Below are 22,375 nucleotides of genomic sequence, written 5' to 3'. Positions count from 1 at the left end.
ACCGCGCTGGTCCTCGGGTTCGGGCTCGCGCCCGTGCCGGCCCGCGCGGATCTGCGCATGTGCAACCTCACGCCCAGCAAGGTCGGCATCGCGCTCGGCTACCGGGACCCGCAGGGCTGGGTCACGGAGGGCTGGTGGGATCTCACCCCGAAGGCCTGCGAGACCCTGCTCAAGGGGGCGCTCGCGGCCCGCTTCTACTACGTCTTCGCGGTGGACTACACGCGCGGCGGCGAGTGGAGCGGGCGCTCGCTGATGTGCACCAAGGATTCCGAGTTCACGATCCGTGGCGTCGAGGATTGCCTCGCCCGCGGCTACGACCGCAACGGCTTCTTCGAGGTCGATACCGGCGAGCAGAAGAGCTGGACGATCCAGCTCACGGACCCGAGCCAGCCCGGCGCGCCGCAGCCCTGAGGCCGGCCCGGCGGGCCGTGCGCGGGCTGCACCCCACCCCCTCGAAACCGTGGCCGCGCGCGCTCCGCGCTTGACGTGGCCGCCCTGCCGGTGCTTGTGGCCGCGCGCCCCGAAAGCCGGACAATGATGAATTCGGCGGGCTTCGCGCTGCCTGATGGAGGCCGGATTGAAACGCTCACGCCGCACGAAGATCGTCGCCACTCTGGGGCCGGCTTCCGACACCCCGGAGATGATCGCGAAGCTGTTCCATGCCGGCGCCGACGTCTTCCGCCTCAACATGAGCCACCTGCCCCGCGAGCGGCTGCCCGAGAAGATCGAGGTGATCCGCGCCATCGAGCGCGAGGCCAAGCGCCCGATCGCGATCCTGGTCGACCTGCAGGGCCCGAAGCTGCGCGTCGGTGCCTTCGCGGAGGGCAGCGCCATGCTGGAGAACGGCGCGAGCTTCGCCTTCGACAGCGATCAGACCCCCGGCGACGTGAACCGGGTCTACCTGCCCCATCCCGAGATCCTCTCGGCGCTGGAGCCCGGCCATTCCGTCATCATCGATGACGGCAAGCTGCGCCTCACCGTGACGGAGGTGAGCGAGGGCCGCGCCGTGACCCGCGTCGAGGTCGGCGGCCGCATCTCGAACCGCAAGGGCGTCTCCCTGCCCCACACCGTCATCCCGATGCCGGCGATGACCGAGAAGGACCGCTCGGACCTCGAGGCCGGCCTCAATGCCGGTGCCGACTGGATCGCCGTCTCCTTCGTGCAGCGACCTGAGGACGTCGCGGAGGTCAAGAAGGTCTGTGCCGGGCGCGCCCTGGTGATGGCCAAGATCGAGAAGCCGCAGGCGCTGACCCGCCTCGACGAGATCATGGAGGTCTCGGACGGCCTGATGGTCGCGCGCGGCGATCTCGGCGTCGAGATGCCCCTCGAACAGGTGCCCGGCGTCCAGAAGCGCATCACCCGCGGCGCCCGCCGCCTCGGCAAGCCCGTGGTCGTCGCGACGCAGATGCTCGAATCGATGATCACGGCGCCCGTCCCGACCCGCGCCGAGGTCTCGGACGTGGCGACCGCCGTCTACGAGGGCGCGGATGCCGTGATGCTCTCGGCCGAGAGCGCGTCCGGCGCCTTCCCGATCGAGGCGATCTCGACCATGAGCCGCATCGCCGAGCAGGTCGAGAAGGACGCCCTCTACTGGACGATCCTGACCGCCCAGCGCTCGGATCCCGAGGCCACCGCGGCCGACGCCATCGCGGCCGCCGCCCACCAGATGGTCGATGCGCTCGGTCTCAACGCCATCATGGCCTGGACGCATTCGGGCTCGACGGCCTTGCGCCTCGCGCGCTCACGCCCGAATGCCAGCGTGATCGCCCTGACGCCGAAGCGCGAGACGGCGCGCCGCCTCGCCATGGCCTGGGGCACGCACCCGATCGTCACCAACGACGCGAGCGACGTCGACGACATGGCGTTCCGGGCGGCGAAATTCGCCGTGCGCGAGCGCTTCGCCGAGATCGGCGACCGGGTGATCGTGGTGGCGGGCGTCCCCTTCGGAACGCCCGGGGCCACCAACCTCGTGCGCATCGCCTTCATCACCCGCGAACACGCCGCCAAGGCCTGAGGCTTCGCCCCCCGGGTTCGCCCCGGGGACGCTCAAGGGGCCGCCGGTTCCGCGGCCCGATCCGCGAGGCGGTCCGCCAGGCGTGAGACCTCCGTCGCGAGGGCGTCGGCCGCCACGTACTGCACCATGTGGCCGATGCCGGGCAGCACGACGAGGCGCGCGCCGGGGATTGCGGCGGCGAGCGGCTCCGCCTGCTGGTCCGTGCGCACCACCGGATCGGCCCCGCCCGCCACGATCACGGTGGGAACCCGAAGGGTTTCGTAGCGCGGGCTCAGGGCCTCGAGCGCCGGCCCGAGACCGATGAGGTCCTGCACGTTCGCCAGCATGGTCCCGGGCCGGAGCACCAGGGAGGCCCGGCTGCGCGCGAGGTAATCCGGGCTCGCGGCCTGCGGGGCGAAGACCGTTCGGGCGGCCCCCGCGAGGAATTGGAGCCCGACCGGCGCGGCGAGCGTGCGGCTCAGCAGCCAGGCGACCGGCGGTTGCACGGCCAGCCGTAGATACCAGGGAATCGCGCCCCGCGGCGGGAACGGCCGCGCGACCGGCGCGACCAGCACGAGGCCGGCGACCCGCTCCGGGTAATCGAGGGCGAGGCTGAGGGCGAGGGCGCCGGCCCAGGAATGCCCGAGCACGATTGCCGGGCCGATCCCGAGGCGTTCCAGGGCCTCCGCGATGGCGGCGCCCTGCGGGGCGGGGCCGGCGGCACCGGCCCCCGCGAGGCGGTCGCTCCAGCCGAAGCCGGGACGATCGAAGGCGATGACCCGGAATCCCCGCGCGGCCAGGGTGCGCCCGACGCCCTCCATCGGATCGGCGGCGTTGGCGGATGCCCCGTGCAGCAGCACCACGGTGCCCCGCGCGCCCTCGCGGGGCCCGGCCTCGATCGTGGCGAGGCGCCCGCCCGTGACAGCCACGAAGGGGCCGGCGGGCGGATGCTGCGCCCCGACCCGCAGGGTGATGATCAAAGTCGCGAGGGCGCCGGCCGCGAGAACCGCGCCGACCAAAGCCGCCGCGAGGCCGAGGAGCGCCGCGAGCGCATTCAGGGCGACCATCAGAGTTCGCGGCCGTCGACCTCGGGGGTGAGTCGATCGATGGCGTCCTGCAGCTTCTCCATCCGCGGATAGAGGGCGGAGGCGCGCCGGAAGCATTCGAGGGCCCGCCGCTTGTCATCGACGGATTGATAGATCCGGCCAAGGGCCGCCCAGGCCTCGAAATGGCGCGGCTCCAGCACCAGGGTGCGTTGCAGGTCGGCGATGGCGGCGTATTTGTCGGAGAGCATCCAGAAGATCGTTGCCCGCCGGTTCCAGCCCTCGGCCCAGGCGGGTTCGAGGGCGGTGACGCGGTCCATCAGCTCGGCCGCGAGGGGCAGGTCCTGCGTCGACATCGCCTGGCGCGCGCGCTCGGTCAGCAGGTCGGCCGTGGCGCTACCGGAGCGGTCGAGGCGGCGCTCGATGAGCTTGGAGATGCCCTTGGCCTCGGCCGGATCCTCGGCGCTCTTCAGCCGGTCGTAGAGCTCGTCCAGGCTGGCCGGCGGCTGCGGCTTGGCGGGCCTGGCCTCACCGGGTCTGGCCTCGCCAGTCCGGGACTCGCCGGCGCCTTCACGGCCCTGGCCATCGCGCAGGAGGGTGCCGGACGGGGCCGCCTGGGCGGAGATCGAGGCGGCCAGGAGGGCCGCCGCGAGGGGGAGCGGGACAAAGCGCAGCATCCGGGGAGCTTGTGCCCCTCGCGCAAGCGCGTCAACGCGCTCGCTTGCCGCGTGTTGCCGGTGGCGCGCCCGCCAATGCGGCGGGCGCGAGCCAAGCTCAGCCCTGGCGGGCCTTGAAGCGCTTCTGGGTCTTGTTGATGACGTAGACCCGGCCCTTGCGACGCACGAGCTGGTTGTCACGGTGCCGGCCGCGGAGCGACTTCAGCGAGTTGCGAATCTTCATCGTCTTACTCGGCGCGGTGGAGGCCGGCCGCCCATGCAAAGAGTCTCGGGGACGGGGGCGCCTCACGGCATCCCCGGCGATGGCAGCTGACACATCGCGGAAAGGCGGCTCCCTTATCAGGATTCGCCCCGTCAAGGCAAGACTTGGAAGGCAAGACTTGGCGCGATGCGCGGCGCGGCGCGGGGGACGAGGCTCGGGCGGCGTTCGAAGAGAGCCCTGAATGCCTATTCGCCCGTGTTCTCGCCGCGATGCCCCGCGCAAGGCAACGGCCGCCGGAGAGGATTCCGGCGGCCGCTGAGACTGTGTGTGGTCCCGATCCGGCGGATCAGGGTTTCGGCGCGTCGGGCGCCGGGTTGGCGGGCACGGGGCTCGCAGGCGCAGGACTTGCCGGCATCGGGCTCGCAGGCACGGGGCTTGCCGGCATTGGGCTCGCGGGTGCCGGCGCCGGGACTGCCGCGCCGGTCGGTGCTTCCGCCACCACGGGCCCGGCGAGCTCCGGATACGTCTCCACCACGTGGGCGCCGTTCAGGGGCTTGCTCACGCCGTTGTGGCAGGTGGTGCAGTTCACCTTCGGCACGTCGCCCAGCGCGCCGAGGCGGTTGCGCGGGAAGGTCGAGAGCAGCGGCTCGAGGTAGTTGCCGTTGAGGTCGCGCACCATCCGGATGCCGTGCCAGGCCGCGACACGCTGGGGCGTGCTCTCGGACCAGTTCGAGATCGCCCGGGTGTTGTGGCAGAAGGTGCAATTCACCCCCAGCCCCTGCGACATGTGGATCATCAGGCCGTAGGTCTTCTCCGCCGCCTGGATCGGCTTGCCCTTGCCCGTGGGGAGCGCCGTGGTCGCGTTCACCCGGATGACGTTGTTGTCGATCTCCTTCTGGCCGAGGAACTCGGTCAGGGTGTCGTAGGGCAGCGAGCTGAGGCCGACGGAGGGTTTGGCGAGGTTCTGGCCGTTGTTGCGGGGGATGAAGCCCGAGGTCGCGTTCGGGCCCGGATCCGTGAACCAGACGTTGGCGGGGACGGGCTGGCCGCGATGGCAGGTGTAGCAGGTGACGCCGACGTCGTGGACGTGGCTCTCCTTCCAGGTGCTGTTGATGTGCTGGGTCATCTGCAGCATGCGCCGGGCGACGCGCTTCTGGTAGAGGCTGTCATCGGCCATGTTCTCGGTGTTGTGGCAATAGGTGCAGCCCTGTTCCGGGCTGACCCACTCCGTCATCGAGACCATCAGACGGTTGAACTCGTTCGTGGTCAGGTTCTGCAGGACCTTGACGTTCTCGTAGGTCTTGCCGGCGAGTTCACCCCCGGGCTCGGCCGGGTCCGCCGGCGCCGGCGCCACGTTCTCGGCCTTGACCGCGATCGCGTCCGCCCGGGACTCGACCTGGTCCATGCCGGTGCCGCGGAAGCCGTTCTGGCTGACGGCGAGCGGGGGGCGGGTCCATCCCGCCGTCCCGAACATCGCGATGGTGAGAAAGAGCGCGGCGACGGCGCCCGCAACTCCGAGGACAGGCTTCATGGCGTCCCTCCGGGCGCGCTGAGGGGATCGACGATCGGACCGTAGATGTGGGGATAGGACGGGGCGACGCCGTGCTTGACCGCCCAGAGGTACCAGTTGTCCACGACCGTGCCGGTGAGCAGGATGCCGATGCCGCCCGTCAGCGTCGTCAGGACGGCGAACCACCAGGCCCAGCGGTGCACCGATTCCATGGTGGCGTTAAAGCCCATGGTCCAGCGCCAGAACAGGGCGGCGCGCTCGGTGGCGGTGCCGCGGTTGACGATCTGGTCGATCTCACGCTCCGAGCCGTAGCGGCTCGTCGCCAGGATGGTCGCCCCGTGCATGGCGAAGAGCAGCGTCGACCCGTACAGGAAGACGATCGAGAGCATGTGGAACGGGTTGTAGAAGAGGTTGCCGTAGCGCAGCGAGAAGGCGGCCGTCCAATCGAGGTGCGGGAAGATCCCGAAGGGCACGGCCTCGCTCCACGAACCCATCATGATCGGCCGGATGAAGCCGAGGACGAGGTAGAGCCAGATGGCGCTGGCGAAGGCCCAGGGCACATGGGTGCCGAGGCCGAGCGCCCGGGCCCGCCGGTAGAGCCGCACCCACCAGAGCAGGATCGAGGCGGTGAGGAAGAAGCCGGCGATGAGCCACCAGCCGCCCTCGTTGAGCGGTGGCAGGATCTTGAGGCCGTATTGCGGGCGCGGCGGCTCCAGGGCGAGCCAGGGGAGCTGGCGCACGAACTGCACCGGGTCCCAGTTCACCGAGGCCCACATGTTGAGCCCGATGATCTCGAAGGCGATCAGGCCGCAGGCGAAGGAGAGCGCCCCGAGATAGCCGATATAGATCGGACCGACCTGCGCGTTGCCGATCAGCCCCATCAGGTAGCTGTGGAACGGCGTGCCCCAGCGCTCGTCGACCGCGACCGGCACGCCCATCTCGGGCTCGACCGGCCGGACCTGCACCTGTGTGAAGATGTTCTGGTAATAGGCCATTGCCCGCCCTCCCCCTCAGCGCCAGACCGGCAGGTTCAGCCACCAGCCCCACCATTCCGGCCAACCCTGCGTCCAGAACGGCCCGCTGAGCACGATGCAGACGGCGCTCCAGAAGCCCGCCGACAGGGCCAGGAACAGGCCGAGGCGGTGGATGCCGAGCGTGCCGATGGAGTAGCCGATGGTGTCGCGGAAGAAGGTGTCCTCGTGCTCGGGCGTCTTCACCACCTCGCCCTTCGGCGGATTGGTCGAGGACAGGATCAGCGAGCCGTGGAGCGAGAGCGCGAAGGTCGTCGTGAAGAAGAACGACACCGCCAGCATGTGCGCCGGATTGTAGTGGAAGTGCAGGTACTGGTAGCCGGTGTTCGAGACCCAATCGAGGTGGCTCAGGATGCCGTAGGGGAATCCGTGGCCCCAGGCGCCCATCAGGAAGGGGCGGATCACCACCAGCGTCACGTAGGCGAAGATCGCCACCGAGAAGGCGAAGGGCACGTGGTAGCCGATGCCGAGCTTGCGGCAGATCTCGACCTCCCGCAGCGCCCAGGAGCAGAACGCCCCGATGGCGCAGAAGGTGATGAGCTGCCACAGGCCGCCCTCCTTCAGGGGGGCGAGCGCCAGGCCGTACTTGATGTCGGGCGGGGCGATGTTGATCTGCCAGATGTTCCAGGTCGGGCCGATCGCGGCGCCGTACAGGATCAAGGCCGTGCCGAGCACCGAGAAGAACAGCGTCGTGACGCCGAAGAACCCGACATAGAACGGTCCCACCCAGAAATCGAACAGGTCTCCGCCGACGAGCGTGCCGCCGCGGACGCGGTATTTCTTTTCGAAGCTCAGCATCGCCATCGCGGGTACCCTCCGGGCGGAAGCGGTTCAGGCGAACGGGGCCGGTTCGCCACCGGAACAGGCGAGCGCGCGCATCGCGCGGCCGCTCGCGGGGTCGCTGCGGGCGGGGGCGGTCACCCGCGCCTCCGTCCGCTGCTGGTCTCGGGGTGGCGGCCGGCCCCCGGGCGGCGCGCGCGCCGGCCGGGAACCGATGCCTCGGTCACGCCAGAGCCGGCGTCACGCCGGTGTGGGCGTCACGATCTGCAGCGAGATCGCGGTCTTGGGCGCCTTCGGGCCTTCGAGCCAGTTGAACCGGTCGGTGCTGAGCAGGATGAAGTGGATCAGCAGGGCCAGGACGAACAGGAAGGTGAAGAGCGCCACGAGGGTGCGCCGGGGATCGAAGAGAAGCCAAACCTTGTGCATGGTGTGCTCCTCCTCAGGAGATCAGCGAGACGAGGCCGTGGGCGGCGCTCGTCATGCTGTCCAGGGCGGCGTAGCCCTTGGGTCCAGGCAACCACGGGCGCCACATCCAGACGAGGATGTGGGCGACCACGGCGATCGCCGTGAAGATGATGAAGCTCGTCAAGAAGATCGCGTGGAACTCCTTGGCTTCGGGTTCCGTCAGCCCGGACAGGCTGCTGGGTCGTTCAATTCCACCGGCCATCGATCGATACCTCCGCTTTGGCTGGCCGCGCTCCCGGGGAGCGCGGCGGGTGATGCCGGGCGGCATGCTCGCCCCGGCAGCACTTCCACCTGGTCACCGGTACCCGGTCACCCGACGGAAGCGTTTTGGCCGCCTCGGGCTCAGCCCATGAAGGCGAAGGGAATGGCCGAGACCGCCATGGCCTTGGCCTCGCCGAAGACCGAGCGCCGGGCGCTCAGGCCGGAGGGCGGGGCGGTGGGGTTCGGCGACCGGCCCGGCCGCAGGCGCTGCGCCAGGGCCGCCACGAGGAAAAACGGGTAGGTCGCAGCCAGAATGATCCGGAACTGCGTCTCTTCCTGATGGAGGCGCGACGTCGCATTCATCCCACGCATGGTGCTGCTCTCCTGCTGGCGGCCCCGGCGGGGCGACGCTGGCTGAACGGGTCGGGACATCGCCCGGTATCCGTGCGCGAAGGCGCCGGACGGGGCAGGCGATGAGGACAGGGATCGGGTGAGGGAGCCGCCCGCGCTCATGCGGCGGCTCCGAGCTTGAGGCCCTCATGGGCCGCCTCGACATGGTCGGCCGCGACGCCCTCGGCCCCTGCGCGCCGGGCCTCGCGCTCGGCGGCGTCGCGCAGGCGCTTGGCCATCGAGATCCGCACCAGGACCGGCTGGCGCTCGACGAGGGCGTTCAGGGCGACGCGGGCCGCCTCGTCCCAGGCCATCTCCCGGTGGGCCCGGGCGGGCGTCGCCTCCACCGCATCCATGTCGCGGGCGAGCGGCAGGATGTGGAAGAGCATGTCGAAGAGCGCGTTGCAGACCTCCTGCACGAGGTAGGTGGCGCCCGCGTAGCCCATGAAGGGCGTGCCGGTGTGGCGCCGGATGATGGCGCCCGGGAACGAGGCCGGCACGAACACCGCCCGCGCGCCGGCTTCGGCGAGGTACATGCGCTCGTTGAAGGAGCCGAACAGGACCAGGGGCGGGCGCTGGGCGATGGCCTCGCGCACGGCGCCGTTGTCGGGCTTGGCGCCGGGCTTGCGCGCCACCGCGAAGGTGCAGGGCAGGCCCATCTCCGTCTCGAGGAAGTGGCGCACGCCGCGGGCATAGGTCTCGGTCGCCACGATGCCGAAGCTCGCGGTGCCGAAGAAGTCCTGCGTCACCGAGCGCCACAGGTCCCAGACCGGCTTGATCGTGGTGTGCTTCTCGCGCTCGATGAAGGGTTCGGGGTCGAGGCCGAGGATCGCGCCGAGGCTGCGCAGGAAGGCGGTCGTGGAGAGGACGCCGATCGGCGCCTGCAGGTAGGGCCGGTCGAGGGCCTCGCAGAGGAGGCGTCCGAACTCGCGGTAGAGGCAGATATTGGCGTCGGCATTGACGAGCTTCGGCACGTCCTGGAGGTGCGATCCGAGCGGGAAGGTCAGGTTCACCTCCGCCCCGATGCCCTCGACGAGGCGCCGGATCTCGGCGAGGTCGGAGGGCATGTTGAAGGTGCCGTAGGCCGGGCCGATGATGTTGACGCGCGGGCGCTCGCCGTCCTGGCGCTGGGGCCGGGCCGGGATTCCCTTCTTGGCAAAGCGCTTGGCGCCGTGCTCCTGCCACAGCCAGTTGATGGCGCGGTCGGCGGCCTGCCACTGGTCCTCGTCGATGGTGCGCGGCAGGAAGCGCTGGATGTTGGTGCCCTCGGGCGTCACGCCGCCGCCGATCATCTCGGCGATCGAGCCCGTGACGACGACGCTCGGCATCGCCGGGTCGAGGGTGGCGTGCGCCCGCTTCATGGCGCCCTCGGTGCCGTGCCGGCCGAGTTCCTCCTCGGCGAGCCCGGTGACGACGATCGGCAATTCGTGGGGCGGCAGCGCGTCGGTGTAGTGCAGCACCGAGGTGACCGGCAGGTTCTCGCAGCCGACCGGGCCGTCGATGACGACCTGCAGACCCTTGATGGCGGAGAAGACGTAGGCCGCACCCCAGTAGCCGCCGGCCCGGTCGTGATCGAGGACGAGCATCAGGCCATCTCCCCGATCGGATCATGCGCGTGGGGCTTCGCCTTCGGGGCCGGGGCCGCATTCTTGCGGAGCTTCGGGACGTCCTCCCAGATGCCGGCCGCATGGCCCTGCCCGACGCCGGTGAAGAAGCTCCGCATCGCGTCGAAGCGACCCTTGTTGCCGAGAGCGGCGTTGACGACCTGCGCCAGCGAGCCGGCGCCGGCGACGCCCATCAGGGGGCGAGCCGAGATCAGGTTGGTGAAGTAGAGGGCCGGAATGCCGGCCTCCTTGGCCTTCTGCACCACCGGCGTCGTGCCGATGGCGAGGTCCGGCCGGAACGCCTGGAAGGCCGCGAGGTCGTCCTCGAGGGAGGCCCGGTAGCGGACCGTGACGCCGCGGGCTTCGAGCCAGTCGCGATCGGCCTCGGAATGGGGCGTGCGCGGGCAGGCCGTGCCGACATAGGCGAGGTCCGCGCCGCTCTCCACGAGAAGGCGCCCGACCAGAAGTTCCGAGCCCTCGTAGCCCGAGAGCGTGATCCGGCCCCGGATCGGGCTCGCGGACAGGGCGCCCCGGATCGCCGGGAGGAGCCGGTTCTTGGCGGCCTCGACGGTCGCGCGCTTCACGCCGCAGGCCTCGCCGATCCGGTCGAGCCAGCCGGCGGTGCCGTCATGGCCGACCGGGGCCGAGCCCACGATCGGGCGGCCGGCGGCCTCGAATTCGCGGATGCTCGCGGTGTAGAACGGATGGATCGCCGCCACCGCCGCGCCGTCGAGGGCGGCGTAGAGCTCGCGCCATTCCCGGGTCGGCACGACCGGGCCGGCATCGAGGCCGAGGGTGTCGAGCATGGCGCCGATCACGACCGGGTCGGCCGGGAACATCTCGCCGAGGAGCGTCACGGTGGGGCGGCCGGCCCGCCCGCCGCACGGCGCCTGGACGGGACCCTGCTCGGCCTCGTTGCGGGCGACCTTCAGCATGGCGCCGGCCAGCACGTCCTTGGCCTCGGCATGGGTCGGCACGCCGAAGCCCGGCACGTCGATGCCGATGACCCGGACCCCGTCGATCTCCTTCGGCAGGAGTCGCAGCGGCACGCCGGAAGCCGTCGGCACGCAGAGATTGATCACCACCACGGCATCGTAATCGGCGGGCTTGGCCACCTGATGCACCGCCTCGCGGATGTCCTCGAACAGCTTGCCGGTGACGAGGGTCTCGGAATTGAACGGGACGTAGCCGACCGTGCGCTTGGCGCCGTAGAAATGCGACGTGAAGGTCAGCCCGTAGACGCAGCAGGCCGAGCCCGACAGGATCGTGGCCGTGCGGCGCATCCGCAGCCCGACCCGCAGCGAGCCGAAAGCCGGGCACATGCTCTGGGGCTGGTCATGAGGGCCGGCCGGGTAATCCTTGGCGAGCTGATCGAGGGTCTCGCTCATGCCGGCGGCGTTCGCCGCCGCCCGCATCGCATCCTTGCCGGCGTGGCAGCCATGGCCATCCTCGCTGGTCGACGCAAGGCTGACGATCTCGGCGGAGGGCGACACGGATGCCTGCGCGCTCTGGTGAGCCGAGGCGGGCTTGTCGCGGCGGGCGCGCAGGTCGGCGATGTCGAGGGTGACGGCCATCGCCTAGACCTCGTCGTAGACGACTTCGAGGGACGGCTTCGTCACCGGCGCGGTGCCGCACATATCCTCGAAGGTGGCGGGCTCCAGCACCACGTCGCGTCCGACGGTCTCGCTGGCGAAGAGGCCGAGCAGCGCATCCTGGCTCAGCGTCCGGGGCTGGTGCGGGACGGCCTCGGCGACGTTCGCCGCGAGGTCCGCGAAGAGCGGGCCCCAGCGCCCGTCGGGCTTGCCGATGATCTCGTAATTCGCGCTCTTGCGGCGGATGTCCTCGTCGGCCGGGATCGAGGCGAGGACCGGGATTCCGACCGCCTCCGCGAAGGCCTGCGCCTCGCCGGTGCCGTCGTCCTTGTTGATGACGAGGCCGCCGACGCCGACATTGCCGCCGAGCTTGCGGAAATACTCGACCGCCGAGCAGACATTGTTGGCGACGTAGAGGGATTGCAGGTCGTTCGAGCCGACCACGATGACCTTCTGGCACATGTCGCGGGCAATCGGCAGGCCGAACCCGCCGCAGACCACGTCGCCCAGGAAGTCGAGCAGGACGTAGTCGAAGCCCCATTCATGAAATCCGAGCTTCTCCAGGAGTTCGAAGCCGTGGATGATGCCGCGCCCGCCGCAGCCGCGCCCGACCTCCGGGCCGCCGAGCTCCATCGCGTAGACGCCGTCGCGCTTGAAGCAGACGTCCCCGATGGCGACCTGCTCGCCGGCGAGCTTTTTCCGGGTCGAGGTCTCGATGATGGTCGGGCAGGCCCGACCGCCGAACAGGAGCGAGGTGGTGTCGCTCTTCGGATCGCAGCCGATCAGCAGCACCTTCTTGCCCTGCTGCGCCATCATGTAGGAGAGGTTGGCCAGGGTGAAGGACTTGCCGATGCCGCCCTTGCCGTAGATCGCGATGATCTGCGTCTCCTTGGTGGCCGTCGTCGGCACCGGATCGGGACCCTCGCTCGCCTCGGCCCGGAGGGCGCCAGTGAGATGCATGTTCATGACGCGGCCCTCCAATCGAGGATCATCTTCAGGCATTCGGGGTCGCCGAAGGCCGTGCGATAGGCGGCCTGGGCATCGCTCGCCGGCCGGCGATGCGTGATCAGGCCGTCGAGGGAGAGCGCACCGCGCTCGATCAGCGCCGTGACGGCGGTGAGGTCGTGGGGCCGGAACTCCGCCGCGACCCGGATGCGCGCCTCGCGCAGGAAGGCCGGCGGGAAGGTGAAGGCGAGCGGCGCCTCGTAGAAGCCGGCGAGCACGATCTCGCCGGAGCGGGCAAGGCGCGCGATCAGGATGTCGAGGAGGCTCGCATCCCCGCTGACATCCGTGATCGTGGCATAGTCGCGCCGCTCGTCGCTCTCGGGCGCCACGACCGGGTAGCCGAACCGGCCCTTCGCCCGAACGGGGTTCGTCTCCCACACGGTCGGGGCGCCGCCGGCCAGAACCGTGAGGCGCGCCAGGAGACGCCCGAGGACGCCGTGGCCGACGATCAGTGAGCGTTCGCCCGGGCTGATGCCCGCGAGCGCGTGGTAGGCGGTGGCCGCGAGCGCGATCAGGATCGCCCGCTCGCCGAGACCCGGATCGACCGGGACGAGGCGCTGGCCCGGCACGATCAGGTGGGAGGCGGCGCCGCCGAACAGGCCGCGAACCTCGCCGAAGCAGCGGGCGCCGGGAACGAACACGGTCTCGCCGACGCTGCGCCCGCTCGCCGGGCCGGCCGCCATGATGGTGCCGACCGATTCGTAGCCGGGGACCAGCGGGTAGCCCATGCCGGGAAAACTCGGCATGCGGCCGGACCAGAGGAGGCGCTCGGTGCCGGTGGAGATGCCGCTCCAGGAGACGGCCACCACCGCGTCGTCCTCGCCCGCCGGGCTCAGCGGCAGGCGCGAGAGCGCGAGCTGCTCCGGTTGTTCGAGAACGACAGCGAGCGCGTCCATCAATCGATGCCTTTCCGCCCGTGTTTCCCGGCCCTGCTCCCCGGTGGATCCGGGGCTGTGTCCGTTGCTGTCAGATTAAACTGACATTAGAGACCGTCAAGTGTTCTTTACACATGTTCACGATAACGCGTGGCAACCATCATCCCGGCCAAAAGCGGGCGGCGCGTCGGAACCTTGCGGATCCGCGTGAATCCGGCTGCCCTCAAGAGGCTGGCGAGTTCGTCGGGCGTGCGGGCCCGGCCGCTGCCCATCGCCAGCAGGTAGAAGCCGAAATAGGCGTCCGCGACGGGCTCCGCCCCGGGCGTGCCGGCCATCGGCTCGGCGATCAGCAGGGTGCCGCCCGGCGCGAGCGCCGCGTGGGCGGCCCGCAGCAGAACGGCGACCCGGGCGTCGTCGTGATCGTGGACGATGCGCACGAGCGTGATCAGATCCGCGCCCCGCGGCAGCGAATCGGTGAGGAAGCTGCCGCCGTGGCAGGCGATGGGATGATCGAGGCCGATTCCGGCGAGCCGGGCGCGGGCGCGCTCGGCGACCGGCGGCAGGTCGAACAGCATCACGCGCAGGCTTGGGCAACGCCGCGCGGCGGCCTCGGCGAAGACGCCCTCGCCGCCCCCGAGGTCCAGCAGGTCGGCATGGCGTGAGAACGGGTAGGCGTCGAGCACGTCCTCGGCGATGAGCGCCTGGGAGGCCGACATCAGGCCGCTATAGGCGGCGACCGATTCGGGCGCGACGCGACCGGGCTCGGGCGCCCGGGCATAGGGCCAGTAGCCCGAGAGGCGCGTCTCGCCGGCCTCGCCGCGCAGGAGCGCCACCGGATCGCGCAGGTCGTCGTAGAGCATCGCGTGGTGCTCGATCATCGCCCCAATGGCGGGGTTGCCGAGGAGCGCCGCGCCGAGATCGGCCAGCGCGAAGCGCCCGTCAGGCAGGCGCGTCACGAGATCGAGGGCGGCGGCGGCGCGCAGCAGGCGCTCCGCCCGGTCCGGGCTCAAGCCAAGCCGCGATCCGAGCGCGGGGATCGCGAGGGGGCCGTCGCGGAGCAGGCCGAACAGGTCGAGCCGGATGCAGGCGAACAGCACCTGCGCGTAGACGAAGCCGGCGCAGAGGTCGAACAGCGCGCGGGTGTTGCGCTGCGCCGTCCGCCGCGTCAGCCAGAAGCCCGCCGCCCAGCGCTGGAAGGCGGGGCTCGCCACCCGCGCGTTGCGGAAGGCGAGCCAGCGCTCGCGCCAGCTCGGCCGCGGGGCGCGGGTGCCGGGGTCCGGCCCGGTCCGGGTCAGGGGGGCGTCCATGCCGTCCGCGCCCTCGGCCCGCCTCAGACCAGCGCTTCCTGCGCGAGGCTCGCGGGCAGGAACAGTCGGGTCTGCGCCGCGATCTCCGCCCGCAGAGCCTCGGCGCCGGGACAGGCCGGGATGACCTCGATCGCTTCCCGAGCGAGGCGCTTCAGGCGCTCGAGCGCGCCGCCCATGCCGAGGAGCAGGGCCGCGTTCGGGCGCCCGAGGGTGGCGTCGCGCCCCGCCGGCTTGCCGATCTCTTCCTGCCGGCAGGCGACGTCCCGCAGGTCGTCGGCGACCTGGTAAGCCTCGCCGAGGCACTCCCCGAGGAGGCGCCACGGCAGCGGCGAGACCCCCGCCGCTGCCGCGCCTGCCACGGTCGCGGCAGCAAACAGCGCGCCGGTCTTGGCCTGCTGGTAGTTCGAGAGGGCGACCTCGGGTTCCGATTCCCAGGCCTGGCCCGCCACGATGCCGGCGGGCGAGCCGACCGCGCGGGCGACGAGCCCCAGGAGGGCGCCGAGCCGCTGGGGCGAGCGGGCGGTGCCGCGCGCCAGGGTCTCGAAGCCGAGCACGATCAGCGCGTCGCCGGTGAGGACCGCCAGCGGCTCCCCGAAGGCCACGTGCACCGAGGGCTTCTGGCGCCGCATCGGCGCATCGTCGAAGCAGGGAAGGTCATCGTGCACGAGGGAGGCGCAGTGCAGCAGCTCGATGGCGGCGGCGGCGGCGTCCGAGGCGGCCGGGTCGTCGTCGCCGCAGGCCGCCGCGACCGCGAGGCAGAGGCGCGGGCGGATGCGGTGGCCTCCGGGAAAGACCGCGTAGCGGATCGCCTCGGCGAGGCGCGGCGGCGCACCGGGGGCCTCGGCATGGGCCACCGCGATGTCGAGAACACGCTCAATCCGCCTGCCGGCTTCCATGACGACCTCCCTGCGTGTCTTTTCAGATTGTCAGTTCATAGTGTCATCTATTATTGACACTTGTCGGTGTCGAGATCAATCGCGGTTCAGGAATCGGCGTGCGAATGGAGCGGAGGCAGCAGGTGGTCGTGATCGGGGCCGGCATCGCCGGCCTCGTCGCGGCCCTGCGCCTGGCTGCCGCCGGCCTCGCGGTCACGGTCCTGGAACGGGGGGCGCGGCCGGGCGGCAAGATGCGCTCCGTCGCGGTCGGCGGGCGCCCCGTCGAGGCCGGACCGACGGTCTTCACCATGCGCTGGGTCTTCGAGGAGGTGTTCGCCGAGGCCGGCGCGCATCTCGCCGAGCGGGTCAGGCTCAGCCCGGCCGGCATCCTCGCGCGGCATGCCTGGAGTGCGGGCGAGCGCCTCGACCTCTTCGCCGAGACCGATGCCTCGGCGGAGGCCATCGCGGCCTTCGCGGGGCGTGCCGAGGCGGAGGGCTACCGGCGGTTCTGCAGCCGGGCCGCCGAGGTCTACCGGACCCTGGAGGGGCCCTTCATCCGCAGCGAGCGCCCGAGCCCGATCGATCTCGGGCGGCGGGTCGGGGTGTCGGGCCTCGGCGGCCTCTGGCGCATCCAGCCCTTCGCGACCCTGTGGGGGGCGCTCGGCGACTATTTCCGCGATCCGCGGCTGCGCCAGCTCTTCGGGCGCTACGCCACCTATTGCGGCTCCTCGCCCTTCGAGGCGCCCGCCACCCTGATGCTCGTCGCCCATGTGGAGCAGGCGGGCGTCTGGTATGTCGAGGGCGGCCTGAGCCGGCTCGCGCAGGCCGTGGCCGACCTCGCGGCCGAGCACGGAGCCGAGCTTCGGCTCGGAACGCCGGCGCGCCGCATCCTGGTGGAGCGCGGGCGCGTCACCGGCGTCGAGGCCGAGGACGGAACGCGCTTCCCCGCCGACGCGGTCCTGGCGGGTGCCGACGTGGCGGCGCTCGGCGCCGGCCTGTTCGGGCCCGAAGCCGCGCGCGCCATCGCGCCCATGCGGGTGGCCGAGCGCTCCCTCTCGGCCGTGACGTTCTGCGTCGCGGCCGAAGCGGAGGGCTTCCCCCTCGTGCGCCACAACGTCTTCTTCTCGGGCGATTACCGGGCCGAGTTCGCGGCGATCCGGCGCGGGGACCTGCCGCCCGATCCGACGGTCTATCTCTGCGCTCAGGATCGCAGCGACGGCGACGCCGCCCCGGAGGGCCCCGAGCGGATCCTCTGCCTCGTCAACGCCCCCGCCCGGGGCGAGCGCCCCCTCACGCCCCAGGAGATCGACCGATGCGCGACGACGATGCGGGCGCGGCTCGCCGCCTGCGGCCTGAGCCTCGCGACGGAACCGGGCGGCGTGACGACGACGCCCTCGGGCTTCGAGGCCCTGTTCCCGGCGACCGGGGGCGCCTTGTACGGGCGAGCCTCCCACGGCTGGACGGCGACGTTCCGGCGGCCGGGGGCGCGCACGCGCCTGCCGGGATTGTATCTCGCGGGGGGCAGCGTGCATCCGGGCCCGGGGGTGCCGATGGCGGCGCAGTCGGGCCGGATCGCGGCGGACAGCCTCCTGGCGGATCTCGGCCTGAGCCGCGCTTCGACACGCCCGTCGGCCGGGGCGGCTACGCGTGGTGGTACGTCGATGCCCTGAGCCAGGACGGGACCCAGGGCCTGACGCTGATCGCCTTCATTGGCAGCGTGTTCTCGCCCTACTACGCCTGGGACACGGCGCGGGACCCGTTCGACCATTGCGCCCTGAACGTGGTGCTCTATGGGCGGCCGGGGCGCTTCTGCATGACGGAGCGCGGACGCTCCGCCCTGTCGCGGGACGCGGCCGGGATCCGCATCGGTCCGAGCGCGATGGAGTGGGACGGCACCGACCTTCTCATCCGGATCGACGAGGTCACGGCGCCGATCCCCACGCGGGTGCGCGGCACGGTGCGGCTGCGCCCGCCCGGGTTCACGCCGGGCCCCTTCACCCTCGACGCGCACGGAGCCCATCGCTGGTGGCCGATGGCGCCCTCCTCCCCGGTCGAGGTGCGGCTGGAGGAGCCGGGCGTGCACTGGTCGGGCACCGCCTATTTCGACACCAATCACGGGGACGAGGCCCTGGAGGATGCCTTCACCAGCTGGACCTGGTGCCGGGCCGATCTGAGCGACGGCGCGGCGATCCTGTACGACGTGCGCCGCCGGGACGGATCGGGCCAGAACCTGTCGCTGCGCTTCGACCGCACGGGGGCGCGCCGGGAGATCAAGCCGCCCCTCGCGGCCCGCCTGCCGCCGACGCGGCTCTGGCGCATCCCGCGCTCCACCCGCAGCGACGACGGCACGGCGCGGGTCGTCCGCACCTTCGAGGACACGCCGTTCTACAGCCGCTCGCTGCTCACCGCGACGCTGGCGGGCGAGGTGGTGCAACCCGTCCACGAGAGCCTGTCGCTCGACCGCTTCCGCAATCCTCTGGTGCGCCTGATGCTGCCGTTCCGGATGCCGCGCCGGGCCCGCTGAGCCCTCAGCCGAGTCGCGCCGCGATGTGGTCCGCGACCCGGAGCGCGTTGGCCACGATGGTCAGGGTCGGGTTCACGGCGCCGATCGAGGGGAAGAAGCTCGCATCCGTGACGTAGAGGTTGTCGATCTCGTGCGCCCGGCAGGTGAGGTCGAGGACCGAGGCGGCCGGGTCGGTGCCGAAGCGCAGCGTGCCGGCCTGATGCGCCGTGCCGCTCAGCGGGATGTTCTTGCCGAGGTAGAGCGAGCGCTCGAACAGATAGGTATAGGCGCCGCCGGGCCGCAGCAGGTCCGAGAGCTTGTCGCGCAGGCGATCATGGGCCTCGCGGTTGGTCTCGTGGATATCCAGGATGGTGCGCCCGTCCCGGTCGATCGTGATCCGGTTGTCGGGATGGGGCAGATCCTCGCTCTGCAGCCAGAAATCCATCGAGTGGCGCGCCACCATGTCGAAGGGGGCATCCGGCAGGAAGCCGGTCCATTTCGGGAATTCCTCGCCGCGGATCTGGTCCGGATGCGTCTTGGCGCACATCTGGATCAGGCCCATCGGGTATTCCCAATCCTTCGATTCGAAGTAGAAATCCGAGACCGCGAGCGTCTTCTGGAAGACCGTGTCGTTGACCTCCTTCGAGAGCGCCATTAGCACCGACATGTTGTGGCGCATGTAGTTGCGGCCGACCTGATCCGAGCCGTTGGCGAGCCCGTTCGGATGCGCCGCGTTGGCCGAGCGCAGGAACAGCAGCGCCGAGGAGAGGGCTCCGCAGGCCACCACCACGATGTCGGCGCAGTAGCGCTCCTCCGCGCCGTCCCGGGTGACCTGGACCCCGGTCACGCGCCGGCCCGCGGCGTCGGTCTCGAGGCGCGACACGTAGGCGCCCGTGAGCAGCGTGACGTTGGGGTGGGCGGCCAGCGTCGGATCCACGGTCATCACCTGCGCGTCGGCCTTGCCGTTGAGGAGGCACGGGAACCCGTCGAAGGCGTCGCAGCGGATGCAGATGCTCGTCGGCGTCGGCTTGCCGTTCCGCTCGTCGAGGCGAATGCCCAGCGGCAGGTGGAAGGGGCGCAGCCCCACCTTCTCCCAATCGTCCGAGAGCTTCTGGATGCGCGGCTCGTGGGCGACGCCCGGGTAATCGTAGGGTCCGCTGGCCCAGGGCTCGGTCGGGTCCTCGCCGCGATTGCCGTGGACGGCAAAGAGCGTCTCGGCCTCCTGATAATAGGGCTCGAAATCCGCGTAGGAGACGGGCCAGGCCGGCGAGATCCCGTCGACATGCCGCACGGCCTCGAAATCGCGCGCGCGCAGGCGCAGCAGCGCGGCTCCGTAGACCTTGGAATTGCCGCCCACGTAGTAATGCAGAGCCGGGCTGAAGGCGCGCCCGTCTCCGCCGTACCAGGTCTCGCGCGCCTGATAGGCGCCGTCGACGAAGACAGTCCTGGCGTTCCAGTTGTCCTGGCTGCGGGGCAGGTAGTCGCCGCGCTCCAGGAGCAGGATGCGCTTGCCCGTGCGGGCGAGCCGCTGGAACACCGAGCCGCCGCCGGGCCCGCTGCCGATGATGATCACGTCGTAATGATCCTGGGACATGGCCGGCTCCGGGTCTCGCGCGATGCGTGCGGCCAACGTGACCGCAAAGGCTGCGTTCCGCAGCGCAGCGGGATCAAATCTTCGCGTCCCGCAACGCTTCGTCCTGCACCGCACACAGACCGGTGAGCCTCCGCAACCCTGCACAGGCGCGGGCGTTCACCCGCCGGCCCCCGCATCCGGCAGGCCCGGCCCGATCGCGCCATTGCGCCCTGCGCGTGTGGAAGTCCCTGAGGAGAAACCCGATGGCAGACGACACGGCCGGATCCCCGCCGAGCATGCCCTACTGGCACGTCTATACCGATCCCGGGGGCGTCAGCCGCCAGAAGCGATTCCACCTGACGCAGTTCGAGCTGAAGGGCATCGACCCGCAGACCGCGCCGCAATGGAACGACAAGCTGGCGCCTGCGCAGGCCGCCGTGACCTTCACGGTCCTGCCGGTCGGCTGGGTCGGAGAGTGGCACGAGAATCCGCGGCCGCAATGGATCGCGGTCCTGACCGGGCGCTGGTTCGTGGAGACCATGGACGGCCACCGGGTCGAGATGGGCCCGGGCGAATTGATGTTCGGCGAGGACCAGAACACGAGGCCCCGAGACGGGCGCAAGGGTCATCTCTCGGGCACGGTCGGGAGCGAGCCCTGCACCATGATGGTGACGGGACTTCTCGTGGAGCCGACGGTCAACCAGCCCGGCCGCTTCAAGTAGGGCGGCCGGCATGGAGGCCTTCGAGTTCTGCGACCCGCGCTTCAAGGCCTTCGTCCTGCCGAACGCGCCGCTGGAGATGCTCGCCGAGGGCTTCCGGTGGTGCGAGGGCCCGGTCTGGTTCGGGGACCGGGACGAATTGCTGTTCAGCGACCTGCCGAACAACCGCGTCATGCGCTGGAGCGAGGCGGGCGGTCTGAGCGTCTTCCGGGCGCCCTCGAACTTCGAGAACGGCCATGCCCGCGACCGGGAGGGGCGGCTGATCTCCTGCTCGCATCGGGGCCGCTGCATCACCCGGACCGAGCTCGATGGACGCGTCACAGTCCTGGCCGACCGCTATCGCGGCAAGCGCCTGAACTCGCCCAACGACCTCGTCTGCAAGTCCGACGGCACGATCTGGTTCACGGATCCGCCCTACGGCATCCAGACGGATTACGAGGGTGGCAAGCAGGAATCCGAGTTGCCCGCCGCGGTCTACCGGCTCGATCCGCGCGACGGCGCCCTCACGGTCGTGGCCGACGATTTCGCGGGACCGAACGGCCTCTGCTTCTCGCCCGACGAATCGCTCCTCTACATCGCCGAGAGCGGCCTGCAATTCGTGCCCGATCCGGTGCAGCACATCCGGGTCTTCGCCGTGCAGGAGGAGGGTTTGCGAGACGGCCGCGTCTTCCACACGATCACGCCGGGCTTCGCCGACGGCTTTCGCTGCGACGAGGACGGGAATCTGTGGTCGAGCGCCGCCGACGGGGTGCATTGCCTCGACCCCGCCGGGATTCTCCTCGGAAAGATCCGGGTGCCCGCGACCGTCTCGAACCTCGCCTTCGGCGGGCGCAACCGAAGCCGCCTGTTCCTGTGCGCCTCGCACAGCCTCTACGCCATCTACGTGAACCGCCGGGGGGCGCGGCTGCTATGAGCGGGATCCAGGCTCTCCACGCCATCAGCCGCACCGTCGCGGATCTCGCCCGGACCGAGGCGTTCTACCGCGACGGGCTCGGCTTCGTGCGCGAGGCGCCGCCGGAGGCGGTGCCGGCGTCGCTTCTCCAGGCCATGGCTCTCCCCGACGCCCCGGCGCAGCGGCTGACCATGCGGCTCGGGCAGCAGGCCGTCTCCTTCCTGGCCTTCGATCCACCGGTCGCGGCCGACCCGGCCTCGCCGGCCGCGACCGATCCCATCTTCCAGCACATCGCCATTCCGGTCCGCGACATGGAGCGGGCGATGGCGGCGCTCGCGGTGCTTCGTCCCGAGCCGATCAGCCAGGGGGGCGCGCTGACTCTGCCGGAATCCTCCGGCGGCGTCGCGGCCTTCAAGTTCCGCGACCCCGATGGGCACCCGGTCGAGCTGATCCACTTCCCCGGCGGGGATGCCGCGGCGCGCTGGAGCGGCGCGCCCGGGCTGTTCCTCGGCATCGACCACTCGGCCATCACGGTGACGGATCTCGACGCGGCCCTCGCCTTCTATGCCGGCATCCTCGGGCTCGGGCTCGGGAGCCGCAGCCTCAATCGCGGGCCGGAGCAGGCCCGCCTCGACGGTGTTCCCGATCCCGAGGTCGACGTCGTCGGGCTGATGCCCCCCCGGGCGACGCCGCATGTCGAATTGCTGCATTACCGCCGGCCCGTCGCGCATCCGGGCGCGACCGCGCGGTTCGGCCCGCGCGACGCCGCGACGACCCGCTTCGTCTTCACGGCTGAGGACGTGCCGGCCCTCGTGGACCGCGTCCGGGCGGCGGGGTATCCGGCCACCCTGTCGGAGGACGGGAGCCTCGCCTACGGCACCGGCCCGGACGGCCACGGCTTCCTGCTCACCGGCGCCTGAGATCCGCGCGGCTGCGTGGTCGAGGCCGCAACGCCTGGCTCGCCGGCCGCCGGCGCGGCGCCGACCGTTGCGGCGCCGGGGAGACTTGACGCCCCGGAGACCGTGCGTCCAATGCCGCGCCCGATACAGCCTGTCGGGACCGCGCCTCGCCCGGGCTCCGCCGGATTGCCGCGTCCGGCGGGGATCGGCGCCGGAATCCGACAGGCGCCAACACCCGA

At 71.1% G+C, this 22,375-nt stretch carries 23 protein-coding genes; 7 read left to right on the top strand and 16 right to left on the bottom strand.

Annotation, left to right across the window (positions count from 1 at the left end):
- The first annotated feature begins 57 nt into the window (after positions 1-57).
- Together F6X53_RS18055 and pyk are read left to right on the top strand one after the other, a co-directional pair.
- Complete coding sequence (locus F6X53_RS18055; RefSeq protein WP_238296110.1) at positions 58-411, top strand: DUF1036 domain-containing protein; 354 nt, start codon at positions 58-60, stop codon at positions 409-411.
- A 166-nt stretch (positions 412-577) separates the two neighbouring features.
- Entirely contained in the window at positions 578-2,014 is a 1,437-nt protein-coding gene (gene pyk, locus F6X53_RS18050; protein ID WP_151001582.1) for a pyruvate kinase, read from the top strand.
- Between the two features lie 32 nt (positions 2,015-2,046).
- Here the strand turns inward: pyk and F6X53_RS18045 are convergent, their stop codons facing one another.
- The 15 genes from F6X53_RS18045 to F6X53_RS17975 form a co-directional block, all read right to left on the bottom strand.
- Positions 2,047-3,060, bottom strand: coding sequence for an alpha/beta hydrolase (locus tag F6X53_RS18045; RefSeq protein ID WP_151001581.1), 1,014 nt, complete (start codon positions 3,058-3,060; stop codon positions 2,047-2,049).
- Positions 3,060-3,713 (bottom strand): tetratricopeptide repeat protein, encoded by a 654-nt coding sequence (locus tag F6X53_RS18040; RefSeq protein ID WP_238296095.1) that lies wholly within the window; start codon positions 3,711-3,713, stop codon positions 3,060-3,062. Before F6X53_RS18040 ends, F6X53_RS18045 begins: the two co-directional genes overlap by 1 nt.
- A 97-nt stretch (positions 3,714-3,810) precedes the next feature.
- Positions 3,811-3,936, bottom strand: a complete 126-nt coding sequence (gene ykgO / locus F6X53_RS18035) for a type B 50S ribosomal protein L36 (protein ID WP_003601867.1) — start codon at positions 3,934-3,936, stop codon at positions 3,811-3,813.
- Positions 3,937-4,261: 325 nt separating this feature from the next.
- Positions 4,262-5,446 (bottom strand): photosynthetic reaction center cytochrome PufC, encoded by a 1,185-nt coding sequence (gene pufC / locus F6X53_RS18030; RefSeq protein ID WP_151001580.1) that lies wholly within the window; start codon positions 5,444-5,446, stop codon positions 4,262-4,264.
- Positions 5,443-6,420: a photosynthetic reaction center subunit M gene (gene pufM, locus F6X53_RS18025; protein WP_151001579.1), complete on the bottom strand. Its 978-nt coding sequence runs from the start codon at positions 6,418-6,420 to the stop codon at positions 5,443-5,445. The genes pufC and pufM overlap by 4 nt, the downstream gene beginning before the upstream one ends.
- A gap of 15 nt (positions 6,421-6,435) precedes the next feature.
- Positions 6,436-7,260: a photosynthetic reaction center subunit L gene (gene pufL / locus F6X53_RS18020; RefSeq protein WP_151001578.1), complete on the bottom strand. Its 825-nt coding sequence runs from the start codon at positions 7,258-7,260 to the stop codon at positions 6,436-6,438.
- A 216-nt stretch (positions 7,261-7,476) separates the two neighbouring features.
- Positions 7,477-7,662 (bottom strand): light-harvesting antenna LH1, alpha subunit, encoded by a 186-nt coding sequence (gene pufA / locus F6X53_RS18015; protein ID WP_151001577.1) that lies wholly within the window; start codon positions 7,660-7,662, stop codon positions 7,477-7,479.
- Positions 7,663-7,675: 13 nt separating this feature from the next.
- Positions 7,676-7,903: a light-harvesting antenna LH1, beta subunit gene (gene pufB, locus F6X53_RS18010; protein WP_151001576.1), complete on the bottom strand. Its 228-nt coding sequence runs from the start codon at positions 7,901-7,903 to the stop codon at positions 7,676-7,678.
- Positions 7,904-8,043: 140 nt separating this feature from the next.
- On the bottom strand, positions 8,044-8,274 hold the full coding sequence (locus tag F6X53_RS18005; RefSeq protein WP_238296093.1) for a hypothetical protein: 231 nt from the start codon (positions 8,272-8,274) through the stop codon (positions 8,044-8,046).
- Between the two features lie 137 nt (positions 8,275-8,411).
- Positions 8,412-9,878, bottom strand: coding sequence for a chlorophyllide a reductase subunit Z (bchZ, locus tag F6X53_RS18000; protein ID WP_151001575.1), 1,467 nt, complete (start codon positions 9,876-9,878; stop codon positions 8,412-8,414).
- Entirely contained in the window at positions 9,878-11,470 is a 1,593-nt protein-coding gene (bchY, locus tag F6X53_RS17995; protein WP_151001574.1) for a chlorophyllide a reductase subunit Y, read from the bottom strand. The genes bchZ and bchY overlap by 1 nt, the downstream gene beginning before the upstream one ends.
- Before the next feature lie 3 nt (positions 11,471-11,473).
- On the bottom strand, positions 11,474-12,454 hold the full coding sequence (locus tag F6X53_RS17990; RefSeq protein WP_151001573.1) for a chlorophyllide a reductase iron protein subunit X: 981 nt from the start codon (positions 12,452-12,454) through the stop codon (positions 11,474-11,476).
- Positions 12,451-13,389 carry a chlorophyll synthesis pathway protein BchC gene (bchC, locus tag F6X53_RS17985; protein ID WP_151001572.1) on the bottom strand — a complete coding sequence of 313 codons (939 nt, stop codon included), beginning with the start codon at positions 13,387-13,389 and terminating at the stop codon, positions 12,451-12,453. The genes F6X53_RS17990 and bchC overlap by 4 nt, the downstream gene beginning before the upstream one ends.
- 107 nt (positions 13,390-13,496) lie before the next feature.
- Positions 13,497-14,675, bottom strand: coding sequence for a methyltransferase (locus F6X53_RS17980; RefSeq protein WP_151001571.1), 1,179 nt, complete (start codon positions 14,673-14,675; stop codon positions 13,497-13,499).
- A 23-nt stretch (positions 14,676-14,698) separates the two neighbouring features.
- Positions 14,699-15,571, bottom strand: a complete 873-nt coding sequence (locus tag F6X53_RS17975) for a polyprenyl synthetase family protein (RefSeq protein ID WP_151001570.1) — start codon at positions 15,569-15,571, stop codon at positions 14,699-14,701.
- Positions 15,572-15,675: 104 nt separating this feature from the next.
- Between F6X53_RS17975 and crtD the strand changes: the two genes are divergently transcribed.
- Together crtD and F6X53_RS17965 are read left to right on the top strand one after the other, a co-directional pair.
- Positions 15,676-17,220 (top strand): 1-hydroxycarotenoid 3,4-desaturase CrtD, encoded by a 1,545-nt coding sequence (gene crtD / locus F6X53_RS17970; RefSeq protein ID WP_151001569.1) that lies wholly within the window; start codon positions 15,676-15,678, stop codon positions 17,218-17,220.
- Positions 17,217-18,074 (top strand): carotenoid 1,2-hydratase, encoded by an 858-nt coding sequence (locus F6X53_RS17965; RefSeq protein WP_151001627.1) that lies wholly within the window; start codon positions 17,217-17,219, stop codon positions 18,072-18,074. The genes crtD and F6X53_RS17965 overlap by 4 nt, the downstream gene beginning before the upstream one ends.
- Positions 18,075-18,078: 4 nt before the next feature.
- On the opposite strand, the gene F6X53_RS17960 is transcribed toward F6X53_RS17965, so the two are convergent.
- Positions 18,079-19,647, bottom strand: a complete 1,569-nt coding sequence (locus F6X53_RS17960) for a GMC oxidoreductase (protein WP_151001568.1) — start codon at positions 19,645-19,647, stop codon at positions 18,079-18,081.
- A 242-nt stretch (positions 19,648-19,889) separates the two neighbouring features.
- On the opposite strand from F6X53_RS17960, the gene F6X53_RS17955 reads away from it, so the two are divergent.
- The 3 genes from F6X53_RS17955 to F6X53_RS17945 are packed head-to-tail and all read left to right on the top strand — an operon-like array spanning position 19,890 to position 22,157.
- Positions 19,890-20,348 (top strand): cupin domain-containing protein, encoded by a 459-nt coding sequence (locus F6X53_RS17955; protein ID WP_151001567.1) that lies wholly within the window; start codon positions 19,890-19,892, stop codon positions 20,346-20,348.
- A 10-nt stretch (positions 20,349-20,358) separates the two neighbouring features.
- On the top strand, positions 20,359-21,258 hold the full coding sequence (locus F6X53_RS17950; protein WP_151001566.1) for an SMP-30/gluconolactonase/LRE family protein: 900 nt from the start codon (positions 20,359-20,361) through the stop codon (positions 21,256-21,258).
- Complete coding sequence (locus F6X53_RS17945) at positions 21,255-22,157, top strand: VOC family protein (RefSeq protein ID WP_151001565.1); 903 nt, start codon at positions 21,255-21,257, stop codon at positions 22,155-22,157. The genes F6X53_RS17950 and F6X53_RS17945 overlap by 4 nt, the downstream gene beginning before the upstream one ends.
- Positions 22,158-22,375: the final 218 nt, after the last annotated feature.

The organism is Methylobacterium soli, from assembly GCF_008806385.1.
GTDB lineage: Bacteria > Pseudomonadota > Alphaproteobacteria > Rhizobiales > Beijerinckiaceae > Methylobacterium > Methylobacterium soli.
The sequence above is the reverse complement of the archived record's forward strand: the minus strand, read 5'-3'. Positions and strand labels throughout refer to the sequence as shown.